This is a genomic window from Paenibacillus humicola, assembly GCF_028826105.1.
GTDB lineage: Bacteria > Bacillota > Bacilli > Paenibacillales > Paenibacillaceae > Paenibacillus_Z > Paenibacillus_Z humicola.
This window is the reverse complement of the sequence record NZ_JAQGPL010000001.1, coordinates 4774176-4798938: the sequence shown is the minus strand read 5'-3', so window position 1 is coordinate 4798938 and position 24763 is coordinate 4774176. Positions and strand designations below refer to the sequence as shown.

Annotated in this window: 29 protein-coding genes and 2 pseudogenes; 21 read left to right on the top strand and 10 right to left on the bottom strand. The window is 60.1% G+C overall.

The window, feature by feature from the left end; genetic code table 11:
- Window positions 1-8: 8 nt before the first annotated feature.
- The 4 genes from PD282_RS22035 (at window position 9) to PD282_RS22020 (ending at window position 2961) form a co-directional block, all read left to right on the top strand.
- On the top strand, window positions 9-911 hold the full coding sequence (locus PD282_RS22035; RefSeq protein ID WP_274653238.1) for an NAD-dependent epimerase/dehydratase family protein: 903 nt from the start codon (window positions 9-11) through the stop codon (window positions 909-911).
- 40 nt (window positions 912-951) lie between these two features.
- Window positions 952-1404, top strand: coding sequence for a VOC family protein (locus PD282_RS22030; RefSeq protein ID WP_274653236.1), 453 nt, complete (start codon window positions 952-954; stop codon window positions 1402-1404).
- A gap of 424 nt (window positions 1405-1828) precedes the next feature.
- On the top strand, window positions 1829-2092 hold the full coding sequence (locus PD282_RS22025; protein WP_274653235.1) for a hypothetical protein: 264 nt from the start codon (window positions 1829-1831) through the stop codon (window positions 2090-2092).
- A 47-nt stretch (window positions 2093-2139) separates the two neighbouring features.
- Window positions 2140-2961 carry an aldo/keto reductase gene (locus tag PD282_RS22020; protein ID WP_274655415.1) on the top strand — a complete coding sequence of 274 codons (822 nt, stop codon included), beginning with the start codon at window positions 2140-2142 and terminating at the stop codon, window positions 2959-2961.
- Window positions 2962-3125: 164 nt separating this feature from the next.
- Here the strand turns inward: PD282_RS22020 and PD282_RS22015 are convergent, their stop codons facing one another.
- The 3 genes and pseudogenes from PD282_RS22015 to PD282_RS22005 all read right to left on the bottom strand — a co-directional run bounded on the left by PD282_RS22015 (window position 3126) and on the right by PD282_RS22005 (window position 3792).
- Entirely contained in the window at window positions 3126-3341 is a 216-nt protein-coding gene (locus PD282_RS22015) for an S-layer homology domain-containing protein (RefSeq protein WP_274655413.1), read from the bottom strand.
- 6 nt (window positions 3342-3347) lie between these two features.
- Window positions 3348-3401, bottom strand: a pseudogene (locus PD282_RS22010) (S-layer homology domain-containing protein); the annotation flags it as partial.
- 13 nt (window positions 3402-3414) lie between these two features.
- Window positions 3415-3792 (bottom strand): hypothetical protein, encoded by a 378-nt coding sequence (locus PD282_RS22005; protein WP_274653234.1) that lies wholly within the window; start codon window positions 3790-3792, stop codon window positions 3415-3417.
- 279 nt (window positions 3793-4071) lie between these two features.
- On the opposite strand from PD282_RS22005, the gene PD282_RS22000 reads away from it, so the two are divergent.
- Genes PD282_RS22000 through PD282_RS21990 form a run of 3 tightly spaced genes read left to right on the top strand, consistent with a single transcriptional unit; the run spans window position 4072 to window position 5877 of the window.
- A complete protein-coding gene (locus PD282_RS22000) occupies window positions 4072-4803 on the top strand; it encodes a glycerophosphodiester phosphodiesterase (protein WP_274653233.1) in 732 nt (243 codons plus the stop codon).
- 43 nt (window positions 4804-4846) lie between these two features.
- On the top strand, window positions 4847-4999 hold the full coding sequence (locus PD282_RS21995) for a hypothetical protein (RefSeq protein ID WP_274653232.1): 153 nt from the start codon (window positions 4847-4849) through the stop codon (window positions 4997-4999).
- A gap of 14 nt (window positions 5000-5013) precedes the next feature.
- Window positions 5014-5877 (top strand): phosphotransferase family protein, encoded by an 864-nt coding sequence (locus tag PD282_RS21990; RefSeq protein ID WP_274653231.1) that lies wholly within the window; start codon window positions 5014-5016, stop codon window positions 5875-5877.
- Window positions 5878-6101: 224 nt separating this feature from the next.
- Here the strand turns inward: PD282_RS21990 and PD282_RS21985 are convergent, their stop codons facing one another.
- A complete protein-coding gene (locus tag PD282_RS21985) occupies window positions 6102-7175 on the bottom strand; it encodes a permease (protein ID WP_274653230.1) in 1074 nt (357 codons plus the stop codon).
- Window positions 7176-7322: 147 nt separating this feature from the next.
- On the opposite strand from PD282_RS21985, the gene selD reads away from it, so the two are divergent.
- The 3 genes from selD (at window position 7323) to PD282_RS21970 (ending at window position 10364) form a co-directional block, all read left to right on the top strand.
- Complete coding sequence (gene selD / locus PD282_RS21980; RefSeq protein ID WP_274653229.1) at window positions 7323-8375, top strand: selenide, water dikinase SelD; 1053 nt, start codon at window positions 7323-7325, stop codon at window positions 8373-8375.
- 25 nt (window positions 8376-8400) lie between these two features.
- Complete coding sequence (gene mnmH, locus PD282_RS21975) at window positions 8401-9441, top strand: tRNA 2-selenouridine(34) synthase MnmH (RefSeq protein ID WP_274653227.1); 1041 nt, start codon at window positions 8401-8403, stop codon at window positions 9439-9441.
- 74 nt (window positions 9442-9515) lie between these two features.
- On the top strand, window positions 9516-10364 hold the full coding sequence (locus tag PD282_RS21970) for an alpha/beta hydrolase (RefSeq protein WP_274653225.1): 849 nt from the start codon (window positions 9516-9518) through the stop codon (window positions 10362-10364).
- A gap of 90 nt (window positions 10365-10454) precedes the next feature.
- Here PD282_RS21970 and murQ read toward each other — a convergent pair whose 3' ends face one another.
- Both murQ and PD282_RS21960 read right to left on the bottom strand, forming a co-directional pair.
- On the bottom strand, window positions 10455-11372 hold the full coding sequence (gene murQ, locus PD282_RS21965; RefSeq protein WP_274653222.1) for an N-acetylmuramic acid 6-phosphate etherase: 918 nt from the start codon (window positions 11370-11372) through the stop codon (window positions 10455-10457).
- A gap of 53 nt (window positions 11373-11425) precedes the next feature.
- The gene (locus PD282_RS21960) at window positions 11426-12346 is read right to left on the bottom strand and encodes a BadF/BadG/BcrA/BcrD ATPase family protein (protein ID WP_274653220.1); all 921 of its coding nucleotides are present in this window, start codon (window positions 12344-12346) and stop codon (window positions 11426-11428) included.
- Window positions 12347-12667: 321 nt separating this feature from the next.
- Between PD282_RS21960 and PD282_RS21955 the strand changes: the two genes are divergently transcribed.
- From PD282_RS21955 to PD282_RS21925, 7 genes are all read left to right on the top strand, one after another.
- Window positions 12668-13873 (top strand): exo-beta-N-acetylmuramidase NamZ family protein, encoded by a 1206-nt coding sequence (locus PD282_RS21955; protein WP_338045257.1) that lies wholly within the window; start codon window positions 12668-12670, stop codon window positions 13871-13873.
- A complete protein-coding gene (locus PD282_RS21950; protein ID WP_274653216.1) occupies window positions 13845-14966 on the top strand; it encodes a serine hydrolase domain-containing protein in 1122 nt (373 codons plus the stop codon). Before PD282_RS21955 ends, PD282_RS21950 begins: the two co-directional genes overlap by 29 nt.
- Window positions 14967-15006: 40 nt before the next feature.
- The gene (locus PD282_RS21945; protein WP_274653214.1) at window positions 15007-16323 is read left to right on the top strand and encodes an ABC transporter substrate-binding protein; all 1317 of its coding nucleotides are present in this window, start codon (window positions 15007-15009) and stop codon (window positions 16321-16323) included.
- A gap of 41 nt (window positions 16324-16364) precedes the next feature.
- On the top strand, window positions 16365-17306 hold the full coding sequence (locus tag PD282_RS21940) for a carbohydrate ABC transporter permease (protein ID WP_274653212.1): 942 nt from the start codon (window positions 16365-16367) through the stop codon (window positions 17304-17306).
- A gap of 18 nt (window positions 17307-17324) precedes the next feature.
- The gene (locus PD282_RS21935) at window positions 17325-18149 is read left to right on the top strand and encodes a carbohydrate ABC transporter permease (RefSeq protein WP_274653210.1); all 825 of its coding nucleotides are present in this window, start codon (window positions 17325-17327) and stop codon (window positions 18147-18149) included.
- Between the two features lie 50 nt (window positions 18150-18199).
- Complete coding sequence (locus PD282_RS21930; RefSeq protein ID WP_274653209.1) at window positions 18200-19042, top strand: MurR/RpiR family transcriptional regulator; 843 nt, start codon at window positions 18200-18202, stop codon at window positions 19040-19042.
- Between the two features lie 138 nt (window positions 19043-19180).
- Window positions 19181-19948 (top strand): HAD family hydrolase, encoded by a 768-nt coding sequence (locus PD282_RS21925; RefSeq protein ID WP_274653208.1) that lies wholly within the window; start codon window positions 19181-19183, stop codon window positions 19946-19948.
- A gap of 224 nt (window positions 19949-20172) precedes the next feature.
- Here the strand turns inward: PD282_RS21925 and PD282_RS21920 are convergent, their stop codons facing one another.
- Window positions 20173-20589 (bottom strand): VOC family protein, encoded by a 417-nt coding sequence (locus PD282_RS21920; RefSeq protein WP_274653207.1) that lies wholly within the window; start codon window positions 20587-20589, stop codon window positions 20173-20175.
- Window positions 20590-20602: 13 nt separating this feature from the next.
- On the bottom strand, window positions 20603-20749 hold the full coding sequence (locus PD282_RS21915) for a hypothetical protein (protein ID WP_274653205.1): 147 nt from the start codon (window positions 20747-20749) through the stop codon (window positions 20603-20605).
- A 125-nt stretch (window positions 20750-20874) separates the two neighbouring features.
- Between PD282_RS21915 and PD282_RS21910 the strand changes: the two genes are divergently transcribed.
- From PD282_RS21910 to PD282_RS21895, 4 genes are all read left to right on the top strand, one after another.
- Window positions 20875-21408: a CYTH domain-containing protein gene (locus PD282_RS21910; RefSeq protein ID WP_274653203.1), complete on the top strand. Its 534-nt coding sequence runs from the start codon at window positions 20875-20877 to the stop codon at window positions 21406-21408.
- Window positions 21405-22001, top strand: coding sequence for a P-loop nucleotide/nucleoside kinase family protein (locus PD282_RS21905; protein ID WP_274653201.1), 597 nt, complete (start codon window positions 21405-21407; stop codon window positions 21999-22001). Before PD282_RS21910 ends, PD282_RS21905 begins: the two co-directional genes overlap by 4 nt.
- Before the next feature lie 397 nt (window positions 22002-22398).
- Complete coding sequence (locus PD282_RS21900) at window positions 22399-22770, top strand: hypothetical protein (protein ID WP_274653200.1); 372 nt, start codon at window positions 22399-22401, stop codon at window positions 22768-22770.
- Between the two features lie 155 nt (window positions 22771-22925).
- Window positions 22926-23333 carry a winged helix-turn-helix transcriptional regulator gene (locus tag PD282_RS21895; RefSeq protein WP_274653199.1) on the top strand — a complete coding sequence of 136 codons (408 nt, stop codon included), beginning with the start codon at window positions 22926-22928 and terminating at the stop codon, window positions 23331-23333.
- A 53-nt stretch (window positions 23334-23386) separates the two neighbouring features.
- Here the strand turns inward: PD282_RS21895 and hxlB are convergent, their stop codons facing one another.
- Entirely contained in the window at window positions 23387-23947 is a 561-nt protein-coding gene (gene hxlB / locus PD282_RS21890) for a 6-phospho-3-hexuloisomerase (RefSeq protein WP_274653198.1), read from the bottom strand.
- A gap of 6 nt (window positions 23948-23953) precedes the next feature.
- Window positions 23954-24575, bottom strand: a pseudogene (gene hxlA / locus PD282_RS21885) (3-hexulose-6-phosphate synthase).
- Window positions 24576-24763: the final 188 nt, after the last annotated feature.

Here is a 24763-nt window from a genome sequence, read left to right as displayed (position 1 = left end):
GTGGTACAATGAATGTATTCGTAACCGGAGGAACCGGGTTTATCGGCTCGTATGTCGTCAAGGAACTGCTCGATCACGGCCACACGCTCACGCTCCTTGCCCGGAATCCGGACAAGGTGCCCGGGTTTGTCGGCCATGAGCGAATTCGGTTCGTCGCGGGAGGGATGGACGACGCGGACGCAATCGCCGAAGGGCTGAAGAATCAGGACGCCTGCGTGCATGTCGCGCTCTCGTGGCTGGGCGGGACGGCGATGGAAAACATGATGCATGAAACGGTGCCCTCGGTCCGTCTGTTCCAAGCAGCCGCGGACGCAGGGGTCCGTAAAATCATTTACACGTCGTCCATCGCCAGCTTCGGCACGGCGCCCCACCACGACATGGGCTACATCAAGCCGTCTACCTATTACAGCGCCACCAAAGCCGCCTCGGAGGCCTATCTGATGTCGATTGCGCATGAATACCGCATTCAAGCCAATATCGTCAGGCCGGGCTATACGTTCGGCAATCCCTGCGTCGAGGGCGGACCGCTTTATCCTGACCAGAAGCTGGTCAATATGGTCCGGAGCGCCCGCGCCGGCGAGTCCATGACCTTCGTGAAGAACGACGGCACGCAGTTCATTTGGGCCGGCGACCTGGTGAAGGTATACACGGAGCTGCTTCACTCGGACAGCTTGAACCGCAATTACTACACCGCCGTCAGCACCGAATTCCGCACGTGGGCGCAGATCGCGCAAATGGCGGTCGATCTCCTCGGCTCCAAAAGCCAAATTGTACTGAAGGACAAGGGGCGTCCCGACCCCGGCGACAGGCCGATCGACGTCTCGGAAATCCAAAACACGTTTGGGTTTGCTTTCAAGGCGGACGAGTACATGAAGGATCATCTTCGGTACCTGAGCACCTTGGAATTGTAATCGCCGCTTAAATCCGAAAAAGAGGAAGGTGCATTTTGAAATGGAAAATAACATCAGCTTCGACGGTTTTATCCAGATTGCGATTGTTGTAAAGGATATTCAGAAGGCCGCCGAGACATGGGCGAAAATGTTTAATGTTCCCGTGCCCGAGATCCGCGATAATCCGCCTGCTCATAACCCTGACCTGACATACCGCGGAAAACCCGCTTTCTACGGCCTGAAGCTGGCGGTCATCCGGGTCGGCAGCTTCGTCATCGAGCTGCACGAGCCCGACGAGCATGACAGCACGTTCCGCGAATTTCTGGACAAGCACGGCAACGGCGTTCATCATCTCGGCTTCCAGGTCGGCGAAAAGCGCGACGCCATTATCGGCGAGCTCGAAGAGATGGGCTACGAAATGCGTACGATCGGCTATTATCCGGGCAGCAGCTGGACGATTGTCGACACCGAGGACGATTTGGGCGTGAATCTGAACATCAAGCCCCGGGCTTAGGCTGAGCGGCAGGTGACTCACATTCCGTCCCACTCCAAGCGAACGGCACGGTGACGGCCTGCACCCGGAAGTCAGTCTGCAGAAGGCGAACGGAACGGTGACGGCTCGGCACCCGGAAGGCAGTCCGCAGAAGGCGAACGGCACGGTAACAGCCGGAACTCGGAAGTCAGTCTGCTTAGGTGGAAATAAATAGAAGATTTATGGGGAATCCTCGCTGCTGCCGGCGAGAATTCCCTTTTTTTCCTATGCACGAAGCGGCCGATTATTGTGCTTCCCTTCGTCGCAAGCGGTGGATTTTTTACCGCCCTTCGGCCTGCTGCGCTTCGTTTTCCCGCCGCATATGTCCTGCCTGTTGCCTTGCTTCCCCGCCCTTGATAGGATGGAGGAAGGCAAACGATACAAGCTTTAACGGAGGCGTAAACCGATGAACATTGTCATTCAGCGTGCGGAGATTACCCGGGAGCCGGAAGGCGGGTACCGGGGACGCGTTTTGTTTGAGGCGGAGGGGCACAAGCGGCCGTACGAGGTGACGCTGCTCAGCAAGAACGGCAGCAGCTGGGATTACAGCCTGAGCTTCGGCCGCGAATCCGGTCCCGAGGAGCAGATTCATGCCATGGAAGCGGCGCTGGAGGAAGACGACGAGCTGTTCGATACGTTGGTCGACGCGGTGATGGCGAAGCTGAGCTGAAGGAGGGATACCAAGTGGCAAAGCGTACGGTTACGCTGCCGGACGGCATGGAGCTGCCGGCGATCGGCCAGGGAACCTGGCGGATCGGGGACGATCCGTCCCGCAGAAAGCAGGAAATCGCGGCCATACGGCTGGGTATCGAGCTCGGCATGACGGTGATCGATACTGCGGAGATGTACGGGGAAGGCTTGTCCGAGTCTCTGATCGGCGAAGCGGTAGCGGGCGTCCGGGACAAGACGTTCCTCGTTTCCAAGGTGTATCCGCACAACGCGGGAAGAGGGCGCATCACCCGCAGCTGCGAGCATAGCCTGCGGCGTCTCGGGACGGACCGCCTCGACCTGTATTTGCTCCATTGGCGCGGCAGCATCCCCCTCAGCGAAACGGCGGAGGAGATGGAACGGCTTGTGGAGGCGGGGAAAATTTTGCGCTGGGGCGTTTCCAACCTGGACACCGCCGATATGAAAGAGCTGACCGGAACGGCTGCCGGCTCCCGCTGCGCCGTCAACCAGGTGCTGTACCATTTGGGCTCGCGCGGCATCGAGGTCGACCTTCTGCCCTGGCAGTTGGAGCGCGGCATCCCGGTCATGGCGTATTCCCCGCTGGCGCAGGCGGGAGCGCTGAGAAAGGGCCTGCTCACCGACGGGACGGTGCGGGAAGTGGCGCAGAAGCACGGCGTTCAGCCGCTGCAGGTGCTGCTCGCCTGGTCGGTTCGCAGCGGGAGCGTGCTCGCGCTGCCGAAGGCATCGACGGCCGAGCATGTGAAACAGAATGCCGCCGCGTTCGAGCTCGAGCTGACGGAAGCGGATCTGAAAGCGCTGGACGCCGCGTTTCCGCGGCCGGCGCGAAAGGTGCCGCTGGATATCATTTAACGAGGCGTTGTCTGCGGCTTCCTCGCCAACCGGGACGAAAGAAAAAGGAGCTGTCTTTCACGGTCAAGCTCCCCTTGCAGAAGCAGGATCAAATCCATGCTTCTGTAAGGGAGCATGCCGTAAGACAGCTCCTTTGCCGTTACATCGGAGACTATTCGCGCCGGTCAGGCGGCGGCCGGGAACTTGACGAGGACCGTTACGGCCTCTGCGCGGGTAACCGCGTCACCCGGGGCGAATAATCCGTCGCCGCGGCCGGCGATTAGGGCTCGATCCTTAACCGCATGGACGGCGCCTTTGGCCCAGGCCGGAATATCGGCATCGTCCGCGAATCCGGTTAATCCGGACGCGCTTGCATCCAGCTTCAATGCCTTGGCGATCATAACCGCCATCTCGGCACGGCTGATCGCAGCGTCCGGCTTGAACGTACCGTCGGCGTACCCGTTCGGTCCTCCCTCAACCGGCCGAGCCGCCGGACATGGCGGCCGGCGACGGCAGCGGGCGCGTACGCTCCTGCGCTTGCTCCCGCCTATCGCCCAGGCCAAACCGGCGAAGCTGATCCCATTGTCCTTCTCGGATCAGCACTTCTGTCTGCTTGCGGCCGATCAGGTCGAAATGCGGATAACGGTCGCGGCGGTGAATATAGCGCGGCTCGAGACCGTGCTTTTCGCACCAGGCGGAAAGCCGGGCGAGGTCGGCGCAGCCGACTTTGGTGACGGTTTTGCAATCCGCAAACCGCGGGTCCAGCCAATAATGGGTCAGGAAGGCGATCTCGCCCTTCAGAACGTTCCGTTTCCACTGCTGCAGCTCTTGTCTGTCAATGCCGAATGCCAAAGGTCCGATCCCCTCCTGGTCCATGATACCTCAGTTTTAGCACATTGTATCACCGGACCGGGATGAAGTCCACCGATCGGATTCGATCCCATTGCGGTCTCGGACGAGGCCGTGAACTGACCCTCCTTGCGTCTTCCTCCGTTAGGATAAGCATGGAATGTTAGCCGAATGTTTTTTTCGAAACGATAAGAATTTGTATATTTTGCTGCTCCCTGTATACAGCGAAGCGAGCCGTCTTTTATGATGAAGGTGGAAAAAGAAGCGAAAGGAGCTATAACGATGGATACGAACAAGCCGATCATCATCGGTCATCGCGGGGCGGCAGGGGAAGCGCCGGAAAATACGCTGGGCTCGTTCCGGCTGGCCGCGGAGCAGGGGGCGCACGCCGTTGAGCTGGACGCGCATTTGTCCGCGGACGGGAGGCTGATGGTTTGCCACGATGCGACGCTGGACCGGACGACCGATCGTTCGGGCTGGATTGGCCGGATGCAGGCGTACGAAATCCGGGAGGCGGACGCCGGCGTGAGGTTCTCGGAAGCTTATGCCGGGGAGAAGGTGCCGTTTCTTGACGAAGTGTTCGAGCTGCTGCCGGCGGGCATGATGATCAACGTCGAGGTGAAGCATGCGTACGGCGGCAAACTGGCGCCCGTTCTGCTGGAGCTCCTGCGCAGGACGGACCGGCTGGGAAGCACGGTCGTCTCCTCGTTCGACCATAAGCTGTTGGCTGCGATAAAGAAAGCGGAGCCCGCCGTCCGAATCGGTCTGCTCTATGCGGCCGATCTGGTTGACCATGCGGCCTATGCGGCATCGCTCGGTGTTGACGTATACTCGCTGCATCCCCAGCATATGCTGATCGGCCCCGATGACACTGCCGAAGCGCGGCGGCGGGGGCTTGAGGTTTATCCGTACACGGCAAACGGCGAAGAGGAGCTGAACAGGCTGATCGCAAGCGGCGTATCGGGGATTATTACCGATTATCCGGCACGGCTGGCTGCGCTGCTCGCACGATGAACCGGTAAATCGTCGAAAGCCGCGGCAGGAGAACTGCGCCCGTTTGCCGAACAACAGGACATACGGGCAAGTGATTGCGAAAGCGTACGTCCATACGAGCAGAAATTGTACAAACGGTACGCACGGCGAGCACGGCTTGACGATTGCGGGCGGAAACGGCTTTTTCGCGCGCGGCGGAGACCGCCCGAAGTCCTGAAGGGAGGCGAAACAGTGCGCCGACATCCCGAATTCGATCTGATGCTGCATGACGACGGCGAGCTGGCGGAAGCGCTCGGCAGTCCGCTGACGGAGCGTGCCACGATTCACGAATGGCCTCTGTCTTGTGTTCAGCGCGTTCGCACCGCCGGCGGCGGCAAATTCATTTATAAAGTGCAGGCGCCGCCGACGCTGGAGGCGGGGTTCTATGCCCGTGCGCGTTCGCCGCTGCTGGTGCCCGCGCGTTTGCTGGAGGGGGAGGGCGAGACGAGCGCCCTCATTCTGGTGGAGGTTGAGGCGCCGCGGCTGGCCGATTTTCGGCCTGGCGAAGCGGAAGCGGCGGCAATTGCCGGCGATTTGGTCCGGCAGATTGCGGAGATCGAAGGCCGGCCGCCGATTTTGTTCGATATCGCGTCGGAGGACGGCTGGCTTCAGCACATCGGCGCCGCCCTGGACGATATTCGCGTGCTGATCGCGGAGGGTGGCTTCAGCCGGGTCGATTCCGCACTTGCGGACCGTCTCGAAGAGTGGAGCGAAGCGCCATCGGTACTGGACGCGATCCGCTTGCCGGCCGGATTTGTTCACGCGGATCTGAAAGCGGACAACGTACTCGTCGCGGCGCAGGGCGATTACCGGATCCTCGATTGGCAGCGGCCGATCCGCGGCCCGGTTGCGCTGGATACCGCGACTCTGCTCATCTCGCTCGGCTTCGATCCGCTGCGCCTGGTTCCGGCCGGGATCGTGCAGCTGTATCATTTTCTGCACATCGCCTGGTTCGCGCAGGCCGCACGCCGCTGGTATCCGCAGGGCAAGCCGTGGTTCGACGGGTTTATTCAACGAATCGCCGGGGAGCTGGAGCAGGCGATGCGTAAAGGCTGAGAAAATATCCAATTAAAGAGCAGCAGGTCGAGCCCCGGGGGCTCGGCCTGCTGCTCTTTATTTTACGGGTATTGATATGTGCTGCACGGATTTAACAATGGAATCAAAATTGCTGAAATAACCCTGCTTCGTTTCAGCGTTATCGCTCAGACATTCGGTATTATCCGACCATTCCGTGTTTCGTGTCGTGTTCCGTACAGGGATCGCCGCGTCTCCACGATCGTCTATAGAACTAAACTGCCAATGACGCCGCTTACGAGTCCCGTGACGACGACCGCCGCGAAAACGAACCCGACGACTTTTGCCGAAAACGACTTGCGGATCATCAGTATCGACGGCAGGCTGATCGCCGGCAGCGTAATGAGCAGCGCGGCGGCGGAGCCGGATCCGATGCCGTATGACAGGAACGTTTGGATGACCGGGATTTCGGCCGCGGTCGGAATGACGAACAGCGCCCCGGCCACCGCGAAAATGATCAGCGTCAGGATGCCTTCGGCCGCGCCTTCCCCAAGCGCCGGGAACAGCCAGGCTCGTACTGCGCCGAGCGCAAGCACGGCGATAATGTAGGCGGGCACCAGGTGGAGCGTCATCGACCCGACGGCCTTCAGCCAGCGGATAGCAAACGTGCCCTCCGGCCGCTCAGAAGGTACGGACGGATCGACCGCGTTTTTCGGGATTTGCTTGTCGCCGGCGAGCCGGTTCGCCCAGTAGCTGACGCCGAACGTCAGCAGCAGTCCGAACACAAGGCGCAGCAGCGTGAACTTCCACGACAGCACGAAGGTCATGAAGATGAGTGTCGCCGGGTTAATAAGCGGATTGCCGAGCCAGAAGGCGAGCGCCGCTCCGGCGGAAACGTTTTTTTTGCGCAGGCCGACGGCTATCGGCGCCGCGCAGCAGGTGCACATCATGCCGGGGACGGCTGCAAGGCCGCCAAGCGCGGTGCTGCCGAACGAGCTTTTGCCGAGCACGCGGAGCAGCCACCCGGAAGGGAGCAGCACCTGAACGAGCGAGCCGAGCACAATGCCGAGCACCGCCGCCTGCCAGACCGATTTATAATAGGCAAGCGCATAATTCCAGGCCGCGCTCCACGAAGGATCGGGAGCGGCGGCTTCCGTCCCGGTAATGATGGACGAGCCGATCGTGTGGTTCGCGATGGCTATTAACGCCTTGTGGTAATACGGCCACCATTTGACATAGGATAGGCCGGCGGCCGCGACGAGGACGAACAGCAGGACGAGCAGCATCGTTCTGCCGCGGCCTTCCGGGGCGCGCATCGTTGACGCTTCAGGATGAGCCATGATTAAAAAAACCTCCGGTACGATGAAATTCAAATGTTATTATTATAGCATACAACCTTTTGCGTACGATATTGATTTTCGTGTACTATTTAACTATGAGGCGGCCGGCTCCGGCCGGAAGCGAAACGGAAAGGAACGTGAACCTTTATGCAAGCGGATAAAATCAAGCTGACCTCTTTATCGTCCAAAGGCGGCTGCGGCTGCAAAATCGGACCGGCCGATCTGGCGCAGGTCATTCGCGCGCTGCCCCAGACGGCTCCGAACCCGGACCTGCTTGTCGGACTGGACACGAGCGACGACGCGGGGGTGTACCGGCTGAGCGATGAGCTGGCGCTCGTGCAAACGGTCGATTTCTTCACGCCGATCGTCGACGACCCTTACTCCTTCGGCCAAATCGCCGCGGCGAACGCGATCAGCGACATTTACGCCATGGGCGGGACGCCGCTGACCGTGCTCAATATCGTCGCTTTTCCGATCTCGACGCTGGACAAGCAGATTCTCGCGGATATTTTGCTCGGGGCGGCGGACAAGGTGAAGGAAGCGGGCGCGACACTCGTAGGGGGTCATTCGATCGACGACAAGGAGCCGAAGTTCGGCATGGCCGTCACCGGGCTGGTCCATCCGGGCAAGGTGCGGACCAACGCGGGCGCGAAGCCGGGCGACAAGCTCATTCTGACCAAACCGATCGGCGTCGGCATCCTGACGACCTCGATCAAGAAGGACCAGCTGTCCGATGCGGAGGTGGCGCGGGTCACGTCCGTGATGGCGACGCTGAACAAGACGGCTGCGGAAGTGATGAGCCGCTATGAGGTGAATGCGTGCACCGACGTGACCGGCTTCGGCCTCATGGGCCATTCGCTCGAAATGGCCAAAGGCAGCGGCGTCGGACTGCGCATCGCGAAGGAGCAAGTGCCGGTCCTGCCGCGCGTCAGGGAGCTGGCGGAGAACGGCTTCGTTCCGGGCGGGACGAAAAACAACTTCGCCCATGTCGAGCCTTCCGTCACGTTCGCGCCGGAGCTCGACCAGATCGACCGGTGGATCTTGTGCGACGCGGTCACGTCCGGCGGACTGCTCATTGCCGCGCCGGCAGACCAGGCGGAAGCGCTGCTGGACGATATGCGGAAGGCGGGCGTCGAGGCAAGCCTGATCGGCGAAGCGCTGGACGAGCATCCGGGACAAATCGAGGTAACCGTCCGGTAATCGGACCGCAAGGGAGCGAAAGCGATTGTTTCAGGACATTACGATTGAAGAGCTGCGGGAGCTGCGCGCGAAAAACGAAATCACCATGATCGACGTGCGCTCCCCTTCCGAATTTGAAGATTCGACCGTCCCCGGCAGCTTGAACATTCCGTTCTTCGACGACCGGGAACGGGCGGAGATCGGCACGCTGTACAAACAGACGAGCGTCGAGGCGGCGAAGGAGCGGGGGCTTGAGATTGCCTCGGCGAAGCTGCCGGCGTTCGTGAAGCAGTTCGGGCAAATCAAAGGGCGCAAAGCGGTATTTTGCTGGCGCGGCGGAATGCGAAGCAAGACGACGGCGACCGTGCTGTCGCTTATGGGCATCCATGTGTACAGGCTGGCCGGAGGCTTTCGGGCGTACCGGAAATGGGTCGTCGAGACGCTGGAGACGTTTGAGCTTAATCCTCCAGCCTATGTCATCCATGGCCATACGGGCACGGGTAAAACAGAGGTGCTGCGCCGGCTCAAGGAAGAGGGCTATCCCGTGCTCGACCTGGAAGCGCTGGCCGGGCACCGCGGCTCGATCTTCGGCCACGTCGGATTGAAGGCGAACAACCAGAAAACGTTCGACTCCCTGCTGCTGGAGGAACTGCATGCGCTGCAGCATGCGCCGTATATCCTTTTTGAGGCGGAAAGCAAACGGATCGGCAAAGTGGTGATGCCGGAATTTCTGGTGCGCAAGAAAGAAGCGGGAACCGCCATCCGGCTCGAATTGCCGGTGGACGAGCGGGTGCGGCAGATCATGGCGGATTACCGGCCATACGAGCATCCGGAAGCGTATTTGGAGGCATTCCGCCAAATCAAATCGCGAATCCACACTCCGATCGCCGCCGAAATCGAATCCTGTCTCGAGAAGGAACGGTTCGAGCCCGCTATCCGGATGCTGCTCGAGCATTATTACGACCCGAGGTATTCGCATACGGCCGAGCAGTATGAAGGAGCGGCACAAATCGAACTGAAGGCGGCAACGGTCGAGGAAGCCGTACAAGGCGTAATCGAGGCCATAAAATCGGGCGTACCGCTGTAAAATAGGAAACAGACCGGCCGGCCTTAACGGCCGGCTATTCCATTCGATTTGTTCGATGAGGTGACAACCCCGACATGCTTTACACGGAAATGGAGAGGCGCTGCGCCGACGGCACGCGGATGTTCGGCTGCCAGTGGCTGCCGGACGGCGGCGCGGCGGCGGCAAGAGCCGTCGTCGGCATCGTGCACGGCATGGGCGAGCACGCCGGGCGGTATGCGCACGTGGCGGAAGCGCTGACGGCGGGCGGCTGCGCCGTGCTCATGTTCGATCAGCGCGGCCACGGCCGGACGGAAGGGAAGCGGGGGCATGCGCCGTTTTACGACGCGCTGCTCGAGGGCGTCGACTGGCTGCTCGAGGAGGCGGAGCGGAGGTTTCCGGCGCTGCCGCGTTTTCTGTACGGGCACAGCATGGGCGGAAACGTAACGGTCAATTATGTGCTGCGCCGCAAGCCGCGGCTTAATGGTGCGGTCGTGACGGGACCGTGGCTGAAGCTGGCTTTCCAGCCCCCGAAGCTGCAGGCGGTCATCGGCCGCGTCGTCGAGCGCTTTTACCCGCGCTATACGAACGCCCGCCCGCTGGCGGCGGAGAAATTGACGTCCGACCCGGACATGGTCCGGCGTTACGTGGAAGACCCGCTCGGCCACGGTCAGATCACGGCCGGCTTTTTCTTCGGCGTGCAGCGGGCCGGCTTATGGGCGATCGCCCATGCGCATGAGCTGACGGTTCCGCTGCTGCTGCTGCACGGCGGCGTCGACCATGTGACCTCGATTCACGCCAGCAGAAGATTTGCCGAGAACGCGGGCGGGCTGTGCTCCTTTCGGGAGTGGCCCGGGTTTCTGCACGAGCTGCATAACGAGCGTGGGCGCGACGAGGTGTTTGCGTCGATTTTGCAATGGATCGACGAGCGAATCGCGGAGCGGTAAATCGCATGCCGCACACGAGAAAAGGGAGTGCCTCAACCAGGCGCTCCCTTTTCTCGTGCGGTTTCTCGTATGCAGCCGGACAGATCGCCGCTAGCTCCCTCCTGCCCCCGCAAGCTCGATCGCCTTGCGGATGTAGCCGTCCGTCCGCAGCAGCAGGTCGCGCGCTTCGTCGGCTCCGGCGTTCAGCAGCACCATGATGATGGCGGTTTTGACGTGACCGTCCGCTTCCAGGTACGCGCGCTCGACCGTTTCGCGGTCCGCGCCGGTCGCCATTTCAATCAGCCGTTTTCCCCGTTCCACCAGCTTCCGGTTCGAGGTCTGCATATCGACCATCAGATTGTCGTAGACTTTGCCGATCCGGATCATGGAAGCGGTCGTCAGCATGTTCAGAATCAGCTTCTGCGCCGTTCCGGCCTTCATCCGCGTGGAGCCGAGCACGACCTCGGGGCCGACGACGGCTTCGATCATGATCGATGCCGCCTCCCGCATGGCGGAAGGGGAATTGTTGCTGATCCCGACCACAGTCGCGCCAAGCTCCCGGGCCCGCTTCATGGCGGCGAGAACATACGGGGTCCGGCCGCTGGCGGCGATGCCCACGACCACGTCGCGGGGGCCGGGGTGAAGCCGCTCCACTTCCTGACGTCCCGATTCCTCATCGTCCTCCATTCCTTCGACCGGATGCCGGATCGCGCGCTCGCCGCCGGCGATGATGCCGATCACCTGGCCGGGATCGGTCCCGTACGTAGGCGGGCATTCCGACGCATCCAGGATGCCGAGTCGCCCGCTTGTTCCCGCGCCGATATAAATCAGGCGTCCGCCCTGCTTAAGGCCGGCGACAATGGCGTCCACGGCCAGCGCAATAGCCGGAATGCATGCCTTCACGACCTCCGGGACGCGATGGTCTTCTTCATTAATGAGCCGCAAAATGTCTTCCGTGGATTTCTCGTCGATATGCCGCGTCCGCTCGTTCTGCTGTTCGGAGATCAAATGACGGGTAGATAAGTTCAACTTCTGTTCCTCCTCTAAAATGAAGGGGCGGGAGCACCGGTTTGCCGCATCTGCTAAACGAATTTTCGCAGGGCAAGCAAAGCCGCCCCGTACGCGCTCTTCCGCTGCGATTTGACAACGGCGAGACGGGGAAGGCGTTCGTGCAGCCTCTCGCAAAAGGCGTCGCAGTAAAGCTCCGAATGGGCGAATATCGAGCCCGTTACGGCGATGCGGGTGCCGGCGAACCATTCGTCGCGGCCGCAGACGGCGCAGGCCAACTCCGCCAAACCGGCGGCCGCCTTCCGGATCAGCTCCGCCGCCGCGGGATCGCCGTGCATCGCGGCTTCAATTGCGAAGCGGGCATAATCCGCAATATGCTGTTTGCCGATGTGCGGTTCATAAACGATCGACCGCAAGTCGGCAGGCGAACCGATTCCGCTGTGGTCCAGCACGAGCCGGGTTATCGCCGTAGGCGGGCATACGCCGTCAAAGCTGAGCATGACGGCTTGGAGCGTATGCAGCCCGATATCGTAGCCGCTGCCTGTATCCCCCAGAATATGCCCCCAGCCTCCGGCCCGGTAATGCGTGCCGGACGGCGTAAAACCGAACACGGCCGACCCCGTGCCGGCGATCGCCACCAGTCCTTCGTTAACGCCGAGCCCGGCCGTCAGCGCGATTTCGGCATCGTTCGTCAAATAAACGGGCATGCGCAGCCCGCATCGCTTGGCGTAATGATCGGCGACATGCGACATGGCGCGGCTGCGTTCCGCTTCGGTATAAATGCCGGCCAGCCCCATGACGACGCCCCGGCAATCCCGCGGATCGAGCGGAACCTGGTCCAGCAGCCCGGTCACGTGCCGCATCGCCTCTTCGAATGCGACCGCTTTCGGGTTGCTTGCCCCGCCCTGCAGCAGCAGGAGCTCGTTCCCGTCCGGATCGGCCGCGATCAGCTCGGTCTTGGTGCCGCCTCCGTCCAACCCTAATACATATTGCATGGGATCCACCTGCTCCGATTTATCGTTTGCTGAATGTCTGAATGGGGAGAGTAGCTATAGAATACCCGATGGGAATCACTTTGTAAAATAAAATTTTAATTTTCCCGAACTGCCTCTGTAGGGATGAAACTGCTTTTACATATTGAAATATTGAGATAATACTCGAATTATAAAGGGTGAAACAGAGGGTTTAAAGTCGAAAGGAGTCAATTGAATTCAGGGCAACTTTAAAATAAATTTTTATATTGAAACTTAATTTTACAATGTTATAATACTTGCTGAGAAGGAAGTTGACATTTGGCGAGATTTCAAGCAGGGGGGATGGAATTGAACGGAGGCGTAAAGAGCGGAGCGGACCGGCTGGCTTCAGCCGGAGCCGCGCTGCTGAAGGGCAAACGGTTTATTCTGCTCACCAATCCGACCGGCATCGATTCTTTGTTCCGGTCGACCATCGAGCTGTGCAGGGGGCTGGAAGGCGCCGAGTTGGCCGCCTTTTTCGCCTGCGAGCACGGTTTGCGCAACGAACGGCAGGCGGGCGTCAAATTCGAAGACGAAACCGATCCGGCAACCGGCCTGCCCATCTTCAGCCTATACGGCAGCCGCAGCCGGCCGGCGCCTTATATGCTGGAGAACATAGACGCGGTCGTCGTCGACCTTCAGGATGTCGGCGTCCGGTTCTATACGTATCTGACCACGCTCGTGTACGTGATGGAAGCATGCGCCGCCCAGGGCGTTGAAGTGATCGTGCTGGACCGGCCGAACCCGCTCGGCGGAAACCGGATCGAGGGCGGCTTCCTGAAGGAAGGCTTTCAATCCATGGTCGGCGCGTGGCGGATGCCGGCGGTGACGGGCATGACGATCGGCGAGATTGCGAGGCTGGTCGCCGGAGAGATGAGCACCTTGTGCAGGCTGCAGGTCGTTCCGCTGGCCGGGTGGAACAGGTCGATGGAGTACGGTGAAACCGGCCTGCCGTGGATGATGCCGTCGCCCAATATTCCTTCGATGGATACGGTAAGGGTATATCCGGGCACCTGCCTGTTCGAGGGGACCAACGTATCCGAAGGGCGCGGCACGACGCGGCCTTTCGAAATCATCGGCGCTCCCTGGATCGACGGCCCGGAGCTGTGCGGCCGGATGAACGGACTCGGGCTTCCGGGCGTCCATTTTCATCCCGTCACCTTCACCCCCACCTTCAAGAAATATCCCGGGGAGCTTTGCCGCGGACTTATGATTTTCGTCACCGATCAAAAGGTTTACAAGAGCGCCGAAACGGGCCTCCGGCTCCTGCACGGCATCGCTTCCCTCTACCCCGAGCGGTTCGAATGGAAATTCGAAAACGGGGACGGCCTTCCGTTCATCGATATTTTAAGCGGCAGCGACAGGGTACGCCAATCGCTGACGGAACCGGGCGGCATCGACGCCATCCTGACGGAATGGCAGCGGGACGCCGAGAGCTGGAGGGAGCTCCGCAAGCCTTACCTGCTGTACGGAGCGGACGGTGCGAACGGATCGGGAAGCCATGCATGAGCGGCTCGAGCTTCCGTCCGGAATAAGCGAAGCGGCTGTTCTTCCGGTGCTGGAGCCGATTCGCCGGGCGATCCGCGAGCGGCTCATTCCCGGCGCTTCGGCGGCGATCCGGGCGGAAGGGCGGACGATTCGTTATGCGGCTGGGCTCGCCGTGGATACGGCCGAGCTGCAAATCCCCGCCCGGTTAGATACCCTGTACGACTGTGCATCGCTGACGAAGGTGACGGTTACGCTGCCGCTCGTGCTGAAGCTGACCGGCGAGGGCCGGCTCCATCTGGAGGACCCGATCGCCCGGTATTTTCCGGCCTTCGATTCGCCGGACAAGAAAGCGATTACGATCCGTCAGCTGCTTGCGCATACGGCCGGTTTCCGGGCGAGCGCCGATTTTTACAGCGTGCCCTGCGGCGCGGACGAAGCGCTGTCGCGCATTGCGGCCATGCCGCTCGAATACCGGCCGGGAACGAGCTGCGTGTATTCCGATCTCGGGTACATCGTGCTGGGGCAGCTGATCCCGCAGGCTGCAGGCATGCCGCTGGAAGAAGCGGCCCGGCAGTACATTTGGGGGCCGCTCGGCATGGCGAGCTGCCGATTTGTCCCGGACCCCGCTCTTGCAGGCGGCATCGCTGCGACCGAATACTCCGAAGCGCTGGGCGATTGCTGGCGCGGCATCGTGCATGACGAGAACGCCCGGGCGTTCGGGGGCGTTTCGGGCCATGCGGGACTGTTCGCCGCGGCGGACGACCTGCTCCGGTACGCGGCCCGGTGGCTGGAAGGCGCCGAATCAAGCGGCTTCCTGCCGCAGCGGCTGCGGGCGGAGGCGCTTGCGGCCCAGACGCCGGCTTTGCCGGGCATGAACCGGGGGCTGGGCTGGGTGCTGAAAGACGACCGTGCGGATGTGACCGGAACCCGGTCGTCCGCAAGGGCGTTCGGGCATACCGGGTTTACCGGGACGAGCCTGATGATCGATCCCGTCCGGAAGACGGCGGCCGTGCTGCTTACGAACCGCGTCCATTACGGACGCGGCCGCGATATTACCCGGCTGCGCACCGATTTTCACGATGCGGCTGCGGGCGTTTTGCCGGCGGCCGATTGACCGCCGAAACACCATTTCTATTTTTCGGGAGGGTATCAGGATGAAGTTGAGAAGAACGGGCGCTTTTGCCGCATTGTCGCTGTTTTTGCTGGCCGCAGGCTGCGGCGGAGGAGGCGGAGGCGAAAACGGCGCGCAGAATAACGCATCCTCCGGCAGCGGCGCTTCGGCGCCGCCCGCCGGGAACGAAACGGTCAAGCTGACCGTAGCCTCGTGGAATTCCGACCAAAATTTCGTCGACATGTGGAAGGATGTCCAGGATGCGCTGAACAAAGTATATCCGGGCATCGAGCTGGACTACCAGCCCGTCAAATCGACCGAATACAATACGGCGCTCAACACCGCGCTGCGTACGAATTCGGCGGCCGATATTATCCAGCTTCGCCCGTACGGAGCGGGGCAGGCGATCGCGGATGCGGGCTATCTCGAGCCCATCGACGGCCTGCAGGGGCTGGACGGCTTCAAGCCGGACCAGCTTGCGGCGGCGCAGGGCTCCGACGGCAAGCAGTACGGCGTGCCGATCATGCTAAGCTCGACGCAGCTGTTTTATAATAAGGACATTTTCGACAAATACGGCCTGAAGGCTCCGGCGACGTGGGACGAGCTGATCGCTGCGGCGGAGACGCTGAAGAAAAACAAGGTGACGCCGTTTGCGTTCGGGTCGAAAGAAGGCTGGGTGCTCTCCCTGACTCACGGCGCCATCGCGCCCGTGTTCCTCGGCGCGGATTTTCCGGGCAAATTCGCCAAAGGAGAGGCGAAGGTGGACAGCCCCGAATTCGTGAAATCCATCGAGGCGCTGAAAAGCCTGACGCCGTATTTTCCAAACAATTTCGAAGGACTCGGCATGGACGACATTCGCACGATGTTCGCGACGGGCCAGGCCGCCATGGTGTTCGACGGCAGCTTCGAAATCGCCGCCATTCAGGCGCTGAACCCGGATATCCATATCGGCATCGCGCCGGTTCCGTCGCCGTCCGGCGGCCAGCCTTCCGTAAGCGCCTGGGTCGACGGCTCTTATGCGATCAACAAAAGCTCCAAACAGATCGACGCCGCCAAAAAAGTGCTGCAATTCATGACCACGAAGGAATTCGGCACGATCGTGCTGCAAAAGGCGAAGTCGATTTCCCCGGTTGCCGGAGCCGCGTCGGATGACGAGCTGGTAAGCGAGCTGGCCAAGCTGTCCGGCGGAAACGCGTCGCCGTATTTCGCCGTCACGAACCTCGGCTACGGCGATCCGACGTCCAAGGTGACGCTCGAAAATTCGCTGCAGGGCATGTTCCTGGGCAAGCTGACGCCCGATCAAGTGGCCAAAGAAGTCCAGAAGAGCGTCGATACCTGGTTTAAGGCCGCCGGCAAATAAGGTGAGGCTCATTTTCCGGACATAAGATGAGGTGACTCAAGATGGAGCAAACGCAGCACGACCGGCCCCGGCGCCGATGGCTTACAAGCGGCGACCGGCTCATTCACCTGTTTCCCGTTCCGGCCGTTGCGGTCTATACCCTTTTTGTCGTCTATCCGATTTTCGCGGCTTTTACCTACAGTCTGTTCGACTGGAAGGGCCTCGTGATGGGCAGGTTCAACTTTTTCGGTAATTTTCGCACGCTGTTCACCCAGGAGCCGTTCAACCGGATGTTCCGGAACGCCTTCAGCCACAATCTGTTTTATTTCGCCGTCGAGCTCGTCGTGCAGAATGTCGTCGCCTTCGTGCTGGCGTATATCATTTTCCGCAAGGTAAAGGGCGCCCAGTTTTTCAAAATCGCCTATTTCCTGCCGCGGCTGCTCTCGATCATTATCGTCGGCTTCATGTGGAAGCTGATTCTGAATCCCAACATGGGCGTGCTGAACGTGCTCCTGAACAAAATCGGTCTCTCCTCCTGGACGCACGCCTGGCTTGGCGAGCCCGCGACCGCCCTGCCCGCCGTCGCGCTGGTCAACTGCTGGTTCGGCATCGGATTTTTCATGCTGATCCTGCTCGCGGGCCTGCAGTCGATATCGCCGGAGGTGCTCGAAGCCGCCAGGCTGGACGGCTCCAGAGGGCTCGGATACATCGTGTCGGTCATTCTCCCGATGATGTTTCAGCCGCTCGTGATCGTCGCCGTCATGACCTTCCTTCAGGCGTTCGAAGCGTTCGAGCTCGTGTTCGCGATGCAGGGCTCGCTCGGCGAGCCGTATTATTCGACGGATCTGCTGGCGGTCTTCTTCTACCGCACCGCGTTCGGCAGCAACGCCGGCGATACGGGCAACCTGGGTGTAGGCTCGGCGGTTGCGGTCGTCATGTTTTTCATCATCGCGACGATCTCGGGGCTGTTCATGGCCTTCGTGAACCGCAGGCAGGCGGAGTAGAAAGGAGGGGCCCGGCTTATGCTGACAACCGCGGTCAAACGAAGCGGGATCTATGTCGTCGCGGTCGGATATGCGGTCATCGCCTTATTTCCGATGCTGCTGATGATCGTTTCCTCGTTCCGGCCGAACGTCGATATTCTGACGAAGCCGCTGTCGCTGCCGAAAAAATGGAGCGCGGTATCCTACGAGACGCTGTTCGTCAAGCTTCATTACGCCTCGTATATCAAAAACAGCGTGTTCGTCTCGGCGGTCATGCTGGCGCTGCTCCTGCTCTTCAGCGTCATGGCTTCGTACTATATTTCCCGGTTTCCGTACAAATGGAACAATGGGCTGTTTTTTTACTTCCTGATCGGCATGATGCTTCCGATCAAGCTCGGACTCGTGCCGCTCTTTCTGCTCGTCAAGCAGCTGCACCTGATGAACTCTTTATGGTCGATCACCCTGATCCAGCTCGCGAGCAGCATTCCGCTGGCCGTGCTCATTCTGACCGGATTTTTCCGGACGCTGCCGAACGAGCTGGAGGAGGCGGCGCGCATCGACGGGGCGGGCCATATGGGCATGCTGCTGAAGGTGCTGGCTCCGCTCATGAAGCCGGCGATCGGGACGGTGACGATCATCCATTTCATCGGCGTGTGGAACGACTTTTTCTTCCCGATGATCTTTATCCAGGACGAAGCGAAAAAGACGATCACCGTCGGGATGCTGAAGCTGTTCAGCGAGTTTACGACCGACTGGAGCGTGCTGTTCGCGGGTCTGACGCTGTCCTCGCTGCCGATGATTCTGCTCTTCTTCTTCGCCTCGCGCCAATTCATGGACGGTATCACGGCCGGTGCGGTAAAATAAATACAGCCATGCGGAGCGCATGCGCGATCAACAGGCAAAGGAGCGAAGCCATGAACGGCGGACTTGTGCGGTTAAGGGAAATCATGAACGATATCACGCCCTCCGAACGGAAGGTGGCCGAATATATAATCGCGCATCCCGAAGAGCTCGTCTCCATGTCGGTCGCCGAGCTTTCCCGTCACAGCGAGGGCAGTCAGGCCGCCGTCATCCGGCTGTGCAAATCGGCGGGCTTCAAAGGCTATCAGGAGCTGAAGCTGAAGGTGGCCGGCGATCTGCAGCAAAGCGGCGGAAATAGCGGTTATCAGGAAATCAACCCGAACGATTCCATCGACCGGATTATCGAGAACGTCTCGAACAACAATATTCAGTCGATCCGGGATACGATGAAAATTTTGAAGCCGGCCCATGTGGCCAAAGCCGTCGAAGCGCTGCAGCGCGCCAAGCGGATTTACTTTTTCGGCATCGGCGCCTCCAATCTGATCGCGGCCGACGCGCAATACAAATTTACGTGCATCAACAAGACGAGCCTTTGCTTCGAGGACCCGCATACGCAGCTCATCTCGTCGGTGATGACGGATAAGGACGACGTCGCCGTCGGCATTTCGTATTCGGGGGAAAGCCGCTCGACCGTGGAATGCGTCCGCAGAGCCAGGGAGCAGGGAGCGACGACGATCTCGATCAGCCGTTACGGCAACACGTCGCTCAGCCAGGCCGCGGATATTCCGCTGTTCATTTCGTCGACGGAAAACGAAATCCGCAGCGGCTCCACCTCGTCGCGCATTACGCAGCTGAACGTGATCGACATCCTGTACCTGGGCGTAGCGAGCCGGGATTACGATCAATCGGTGAACTATTTGGAGAAACGGCGGAATATCGTGAAATTGTTCCGCTAGCGTGCTGCCCGGTACGGATTTACGGCTTCACGGGAGTATCGATCGTGCACTGCCGTGAACGCGTCGAAATCGGCTCGTCAATGTGCCGGAATAACGGCCGGAAAACGAAAGCTCGGATGTTTGATGGGAGGTGGGGGCGTGGAGCGCTGGATTACGTTCGATCTGGACGGCACGCTCATGCAAAACCCGTTCGGCGCCTGGATTTTCCCGGAAATCGAGACGCTTGTATCGGAAGAGCTGGGCGCGCCGTACAAAGCGAAGATGAAGCTGCTCGAGCGGCATGAAAGGCTGCTGCACAGCGGCCAAACGGTCGCCGCTTACGACTGGGACGCCCTCGCGGCGGAGCTGGCGCGGGAACTGGGATTGAAGCGCGTGTTCTCCATCGAAGAGCTGGTGCTGAAGCACGCCGTGCCGCCCAAGATTTATTTGCTGGACGATACCGTCATTCCCGCGCTGGACGAGCTGAGACGGGAAGGATATAAGCTGGCCGCGGTAACGAACGGTTACTACGCGTATCAGTTTCCGGTGCTCCGGTCGCTCGGACTGGCCGAGAGGCTGGACGAAATCGTGACGCCGGAGCGGGCCGGCTTCGCCAAGCCGGATACGCGCATCCTGGACGGACTGCGGCGGCGGGGGACGATTGCCGCGCACGTCGGCGACCGTCTCGACCACGACGCGGCGCTCGCCCGCGCCGCCGGGATCACGCCGGTGCTCGTAAACCGCAGCATGCCGGACGAGTTAACGGCGCTGCCCCCGGGGGAGCGGACGAACGCCGGTCCGTTCGCCGCCTTCCTGCAGCGGCTCGCCGCGCGGGAAAACCCGGCGTATGCGGAAGCCCCGCTGCCGGACCAGTACCGGCCGGATTACGCGATCCGCGAGCTGAGGGAGCTGCGGATGTGCCTATAGGAGAGGGACTTGAACGCGTGATTGCCGTTCGGTCCCTTTATTTTTTGCTATTTGGAATGAATTTTTGAATTCCAATTGGCCAGAAGACAATCTGTAGACGCGGATGGTAACTCAAGGGTTTGCACTTGCTGCGCCAACCGAATTTTCTCTTTTAAACATCAGAAAGCTGCCGGTGCGAACCGGCAGCTTTAATCATGCGTTGACCTTGTTAAAACAAGGGATGCCTAATTCTGTGATACAGCGCTCATATCCATATAGGCGATTTCCCACAGATGCCCGTCCAAGTCTTCAAAGCTTCTAACGTACATGAAGCCATGATCCGCAGGATCTTTGAACTGCTTGCCTCCCGCGGACAATGCCTTGTCAGCCAGTTCGTCGACATGCTCCCTGCTATCGGCAGAGAGTGCGATAATACCAGCAGCAGCGCTGACGACATCGGCAACCGGCTTATTGATGAACGTCTGGAAATACGATTCCGTGAGCAATTGAACAAACGTATGATCGTTAATAACCATGCAGGCCGAGTTATCGTCGGAGAATTGGGAATTGAACCCGAAGCCGATGGCGCTAAAAAATTCCTTCGTCCGGTTCAAATCTTTTACTGGCAAGTTCAGGTAAGTATAGTTCGACTGGTACGCCATTGTTTGGATCACCTCATCCTATTATTTTGAACATTTGTTCGTATTCCTGCTCTGCAATCCAATATACCATTGTAAGAATATTCTTGTAAAGGCATGCAATTATGCTTTTTACTCCTATTTTCCATTTGTTGATTTCGGGAATATGGTGACCTTTGTCCATTTGAGCGCTCCCCTGCAGCAACGCCGGCAGCGTTCCTGTCGTTGGCGTTTGGCGGATTCGGCCCAAACCGTTAGAATGAGTACAGGACGCAGGTGATTCCATCAGCCGGAAAGGAAGGTGTACCGATGGCGCTTGAAATTGAACGAAAATTTTTGCTGGACGGATTTCCCGAAACGCCGATCCGGGATGGGGAACTGGAACCGCTCATGGAGCAGCGAATCGAGCAGACCTACCTAGCTATCGACGGGGACGAGGAGCTGCGCATTCGCAAAATCACGGACGTCCGCAGCGGCCGGACGACCTATACGCATACGTTCAAAAAAGGCACGGGCCTCAGCCGCGAGGAAATCGAATATGAAATTTCCGCAGGGATTTACGAGCAAATCGCTGAGGCGCACGACGCGGTGGCGCTCACGAAAAACCGGACGACCGCGAAATGGAACGGCTGGACGGTCGAAATCGACCGCTACGACCAGCTTGAGCTTACGGTCGTTGAGGTGGAGTTCGGCTCCGAGGTGGAGGCGTCCGCTTTCGTTCCGCCGGAATGGTTTGGCCGGGATATCAGCCGCAGCCGGCCGTACAGCAACAAGACTGTATGGCGGGAGCTGCAGCGGAAAGCTGCGGCTTCGGCGGCTGCAAAAGGAGATGCGCCGTCATGAAGCCGCGGCTCGTCTTTTTTCTCGGCGGCGCTGGGGCCGGCAAGACGACGGCGGCCAAAGCGCTGGCGGCACGGCGCCGCGCGGCCGTTTTCGACATGGACACGCTGCTTCGCCCGGCGGCGGAAGCGCTTATGACGCTGGCGGGCCTCGATCCGAGCGACCGCGATTCCGACGCCTACAAGCAGCTGTGCCGGGACCTCGGCTACCGGATCACGATGGACGCGGCGCTGGAAAATATCGCGGTAGGCACGGACGCGTTCGTTATCGGGCCGTTCACTCGGGAGACGGACGACCCGGATTGGCTGGACCGGGAGCTGTCGCGGTTCGGCGTGACGCGGGAGACGGCTTTCGTGAAAGTCGTATTTGTCACGCTTGCGGATCCGGAGCTGTACCGGACGCGCATCCGGTTGCGGGGCTCGGAGCTGGACCGGTGGAAGCTGGACAACTGGAGCGCCTTCAGCCGGTCGCTGGCGCCGCGGGAGCAGAAATGGGGACTGCCCGGGGAGGCGGTGCTCCGGTTCGATAATTCCGGGCCGCTGGACGAAGCGAAGCTGGCGCAGCTGGAGACGTTTGTCTATGGGGATGGAGAATAACGGGCACGCCGAAGTGCGGAGGATGACCGGCAAAGCGCGGCCTGGCAAAAATGCGAGGAGCGCTGCCGGCGTCGTTAAGCGTACGTCCGCTGATGCAGGATGGGGAGCGTGTTATTCCTCGGTTTTTTCGGGGCGGGTATACTCGAATTCTTCATCCGGATCGTCGTAAGGAATCCGGTCTTCCTCGTAATACATCCATCATTCACCTCCTTGTTCGGGATTCAGCATACCAAGCCAGTTTAAAGCCTGTGTCAATCGGATGTAATGAATTCATGAAGATTCGCTTCGCGGAATGGTCCGTTCGTGCTCCATCCGGCATGATTTGCGGAATGCGCCATATAATGAAGACCGTATGGGAGCGTCCGGCAAAACGGCCGATCGGAGAGGAGCGGAGTCCATGGTGCGGAAAATACGCGACATGCGCAAAGAAAACCGGTTCACGGTTTATTCCGCCGCATCACTTGGCGGCATGCTGCTGCTGCACCTCGTGCATTGGCTGTCGATGCCGCTGCTGCTTGGCGCGGCTGCCGAGATGAAGGCGCACCGGCACGCAATGTCCGGCATGGGCGGCGGAGGAACCGGTTTTATCGTCATGAATACGATCATGCTGGCGGTTTTTATTGTCAACCTCATCGGCATGTATTATGCGGTCAGGCAGCTCTCGCACGCATGGAAGCACCGGAGCGGGTTCTCTAAGCATACGTGCCTTTGCTGCGCGCTATCCGCCGGCGTGCTTGGCATCGGATTGTATACGACCCTGACCTTGTAGGAAACGATGCCTTGAGCCAGATATTTTCCGTTCGAGAGAAACAATCGTGAAGCCGGCCGCCGATCGTTTGTCCCCTTGGGCGCTGCGAATGTTCCATAGATATGGACGCCGCAGCCCCGTTCGGGCTAGAATGAAGAGGCAGGGAGGTGACGCGGTTGTCGAACGCATTGAACGAACGGATCGATTTGTCGGAAATCAACTGCGAGAAGGAGCTGACGCTTGCCGTCATCGGCGGGAAGTGGAAAATGGTCCTCCTCTGGATTCTCGGCATGGAAGGAACGAAGCGGTTTGGCGATTTCAAGAAAATCATTCCGCAGATTTCCCATAAAATTTTGACGAACCAGCTTCGCGAGCTGGAGGAAGACCGGCTGATCAAACGAACGGTTTACCCGGTCGTACCGCCCAAGGTGGAATATTCGCTTACGCCGTACGGGGAAAGCCTGATGCCGGTACTGAAGCTCATCCGTTCCTGGGGGCTCGATTACAGTAAAAACGTGCTCGGCATCGTGCCGAACTCGCTGATCGGCAATCGCTATGACAACCAGGAAGAAGACGGGGCTTGACCGCTCCCGTCTTCTTTTTTTGTTCATCCGCAATTCGGATGCCGGATGAACGCTTATTCCAGGTTGGCATGCCGCGCGGCCATGTCCGGCGCGGCGACGCCTTTCAGCTCCATCAGCCGGAGCACGACGCCGTCGAGCAGGAGCAGCAGCGCCTGCTCGAACAGCGAACCCATCGGCTGGATGGAAATTTCCGCGCGGTCCGCTGCATCCTTCGCCACGGCCGGAATGCGTACGACCGTATCGGCGAGCCTGCCGATCGCCGAATCCGGCATGGTGGTGACGAGCGCGACTCCCGCGCCGAGCTGCTTCGCTTTGGCGGCCATCGCCGCGAGGCTCTTCGTCTCGCCGGAGCCCGAGCCGATCAGAAGCAGGCCGCTCGGCTTCAGCGCCGGTGCGACGGTATCGCCCGCGATATGGACGCAGACGCCCATATGCATAAGCCGCATGGCGAAGGCGCGCATCATGAGCCCGGAGCGGCCGGCTCCGGCGACGAAGACGGCTTCCGCGGCGCCGATGGACGCGGCCAGCCGCTCGGCCTCTTCCCCGGAAACCGCAAGCAGCACCCGCTTCAGCTCGTCCAGAATGCCGGCGGCATGCGAGGAGAATTCGGTCATCCCGGCTTACTCCTGCTGCCCGATCAGCCGGCGCATTTCCGCGGCCGCCGCTTTCTTGTCCTCGCTGCCGGTAATGCCGCCGCCGACGATGACAAGGTCCGGTCCCGCCCCGATGACCTCGGGCAGCGTGCCGAGCTTGATGCCGCCGGCGACGGCCGTTTTGGCGTTTTTGACGACGCGCTTGATGGCGGCCAGCTCTTCAAACGGATTTTTGCCGTCGGCTTGATGGTCGTAGCCGGAATGAACGCAAATGTAATCGACGCCGAGCGCGTCGATTTCCCGGGCACGGGCTTCGATATCGCGGACGTTGATCATATCGACCATGATTTTGCGGCCCTGCTTCCGCGCTTCGGTGACGGCCCCGCGAATCGTCGAATCGTCCGACGCGCCGAGCACGGTAATGATATCGGCGCCGGCTTCCGACGCTTTCATGACCTCGTAGCCGCCGGCATCCATGATTTTCAGATCCGCCAGCACCTTCTTGTCCGGAAATTGCTTCTTCATTTCTTTGACAGCGCGCAGACCTTCGTTAATGACGACCGGCGTGCCGATCTCCACGATATCGACATAAACGCCGACTTCCTCCACGACTAATATCGACCAGATCGAGTGCCAATTGCAGCTCCATTCGTCAACCTCTCCCTTTGCTTAATGGTTTGCCGGGAGGCTGGCCTCCCGTTTCATCGCCTATACTAATCGCGATTGCGCAGAATGGGAAGTACGCACTTTGAAGTAATGCTGTAACGTGACGGTAATGCGGTTACGCACGGGAAAGGCAGTAACGCCGGAGTAATGCGGTTACGTGCGGGAAAGGCA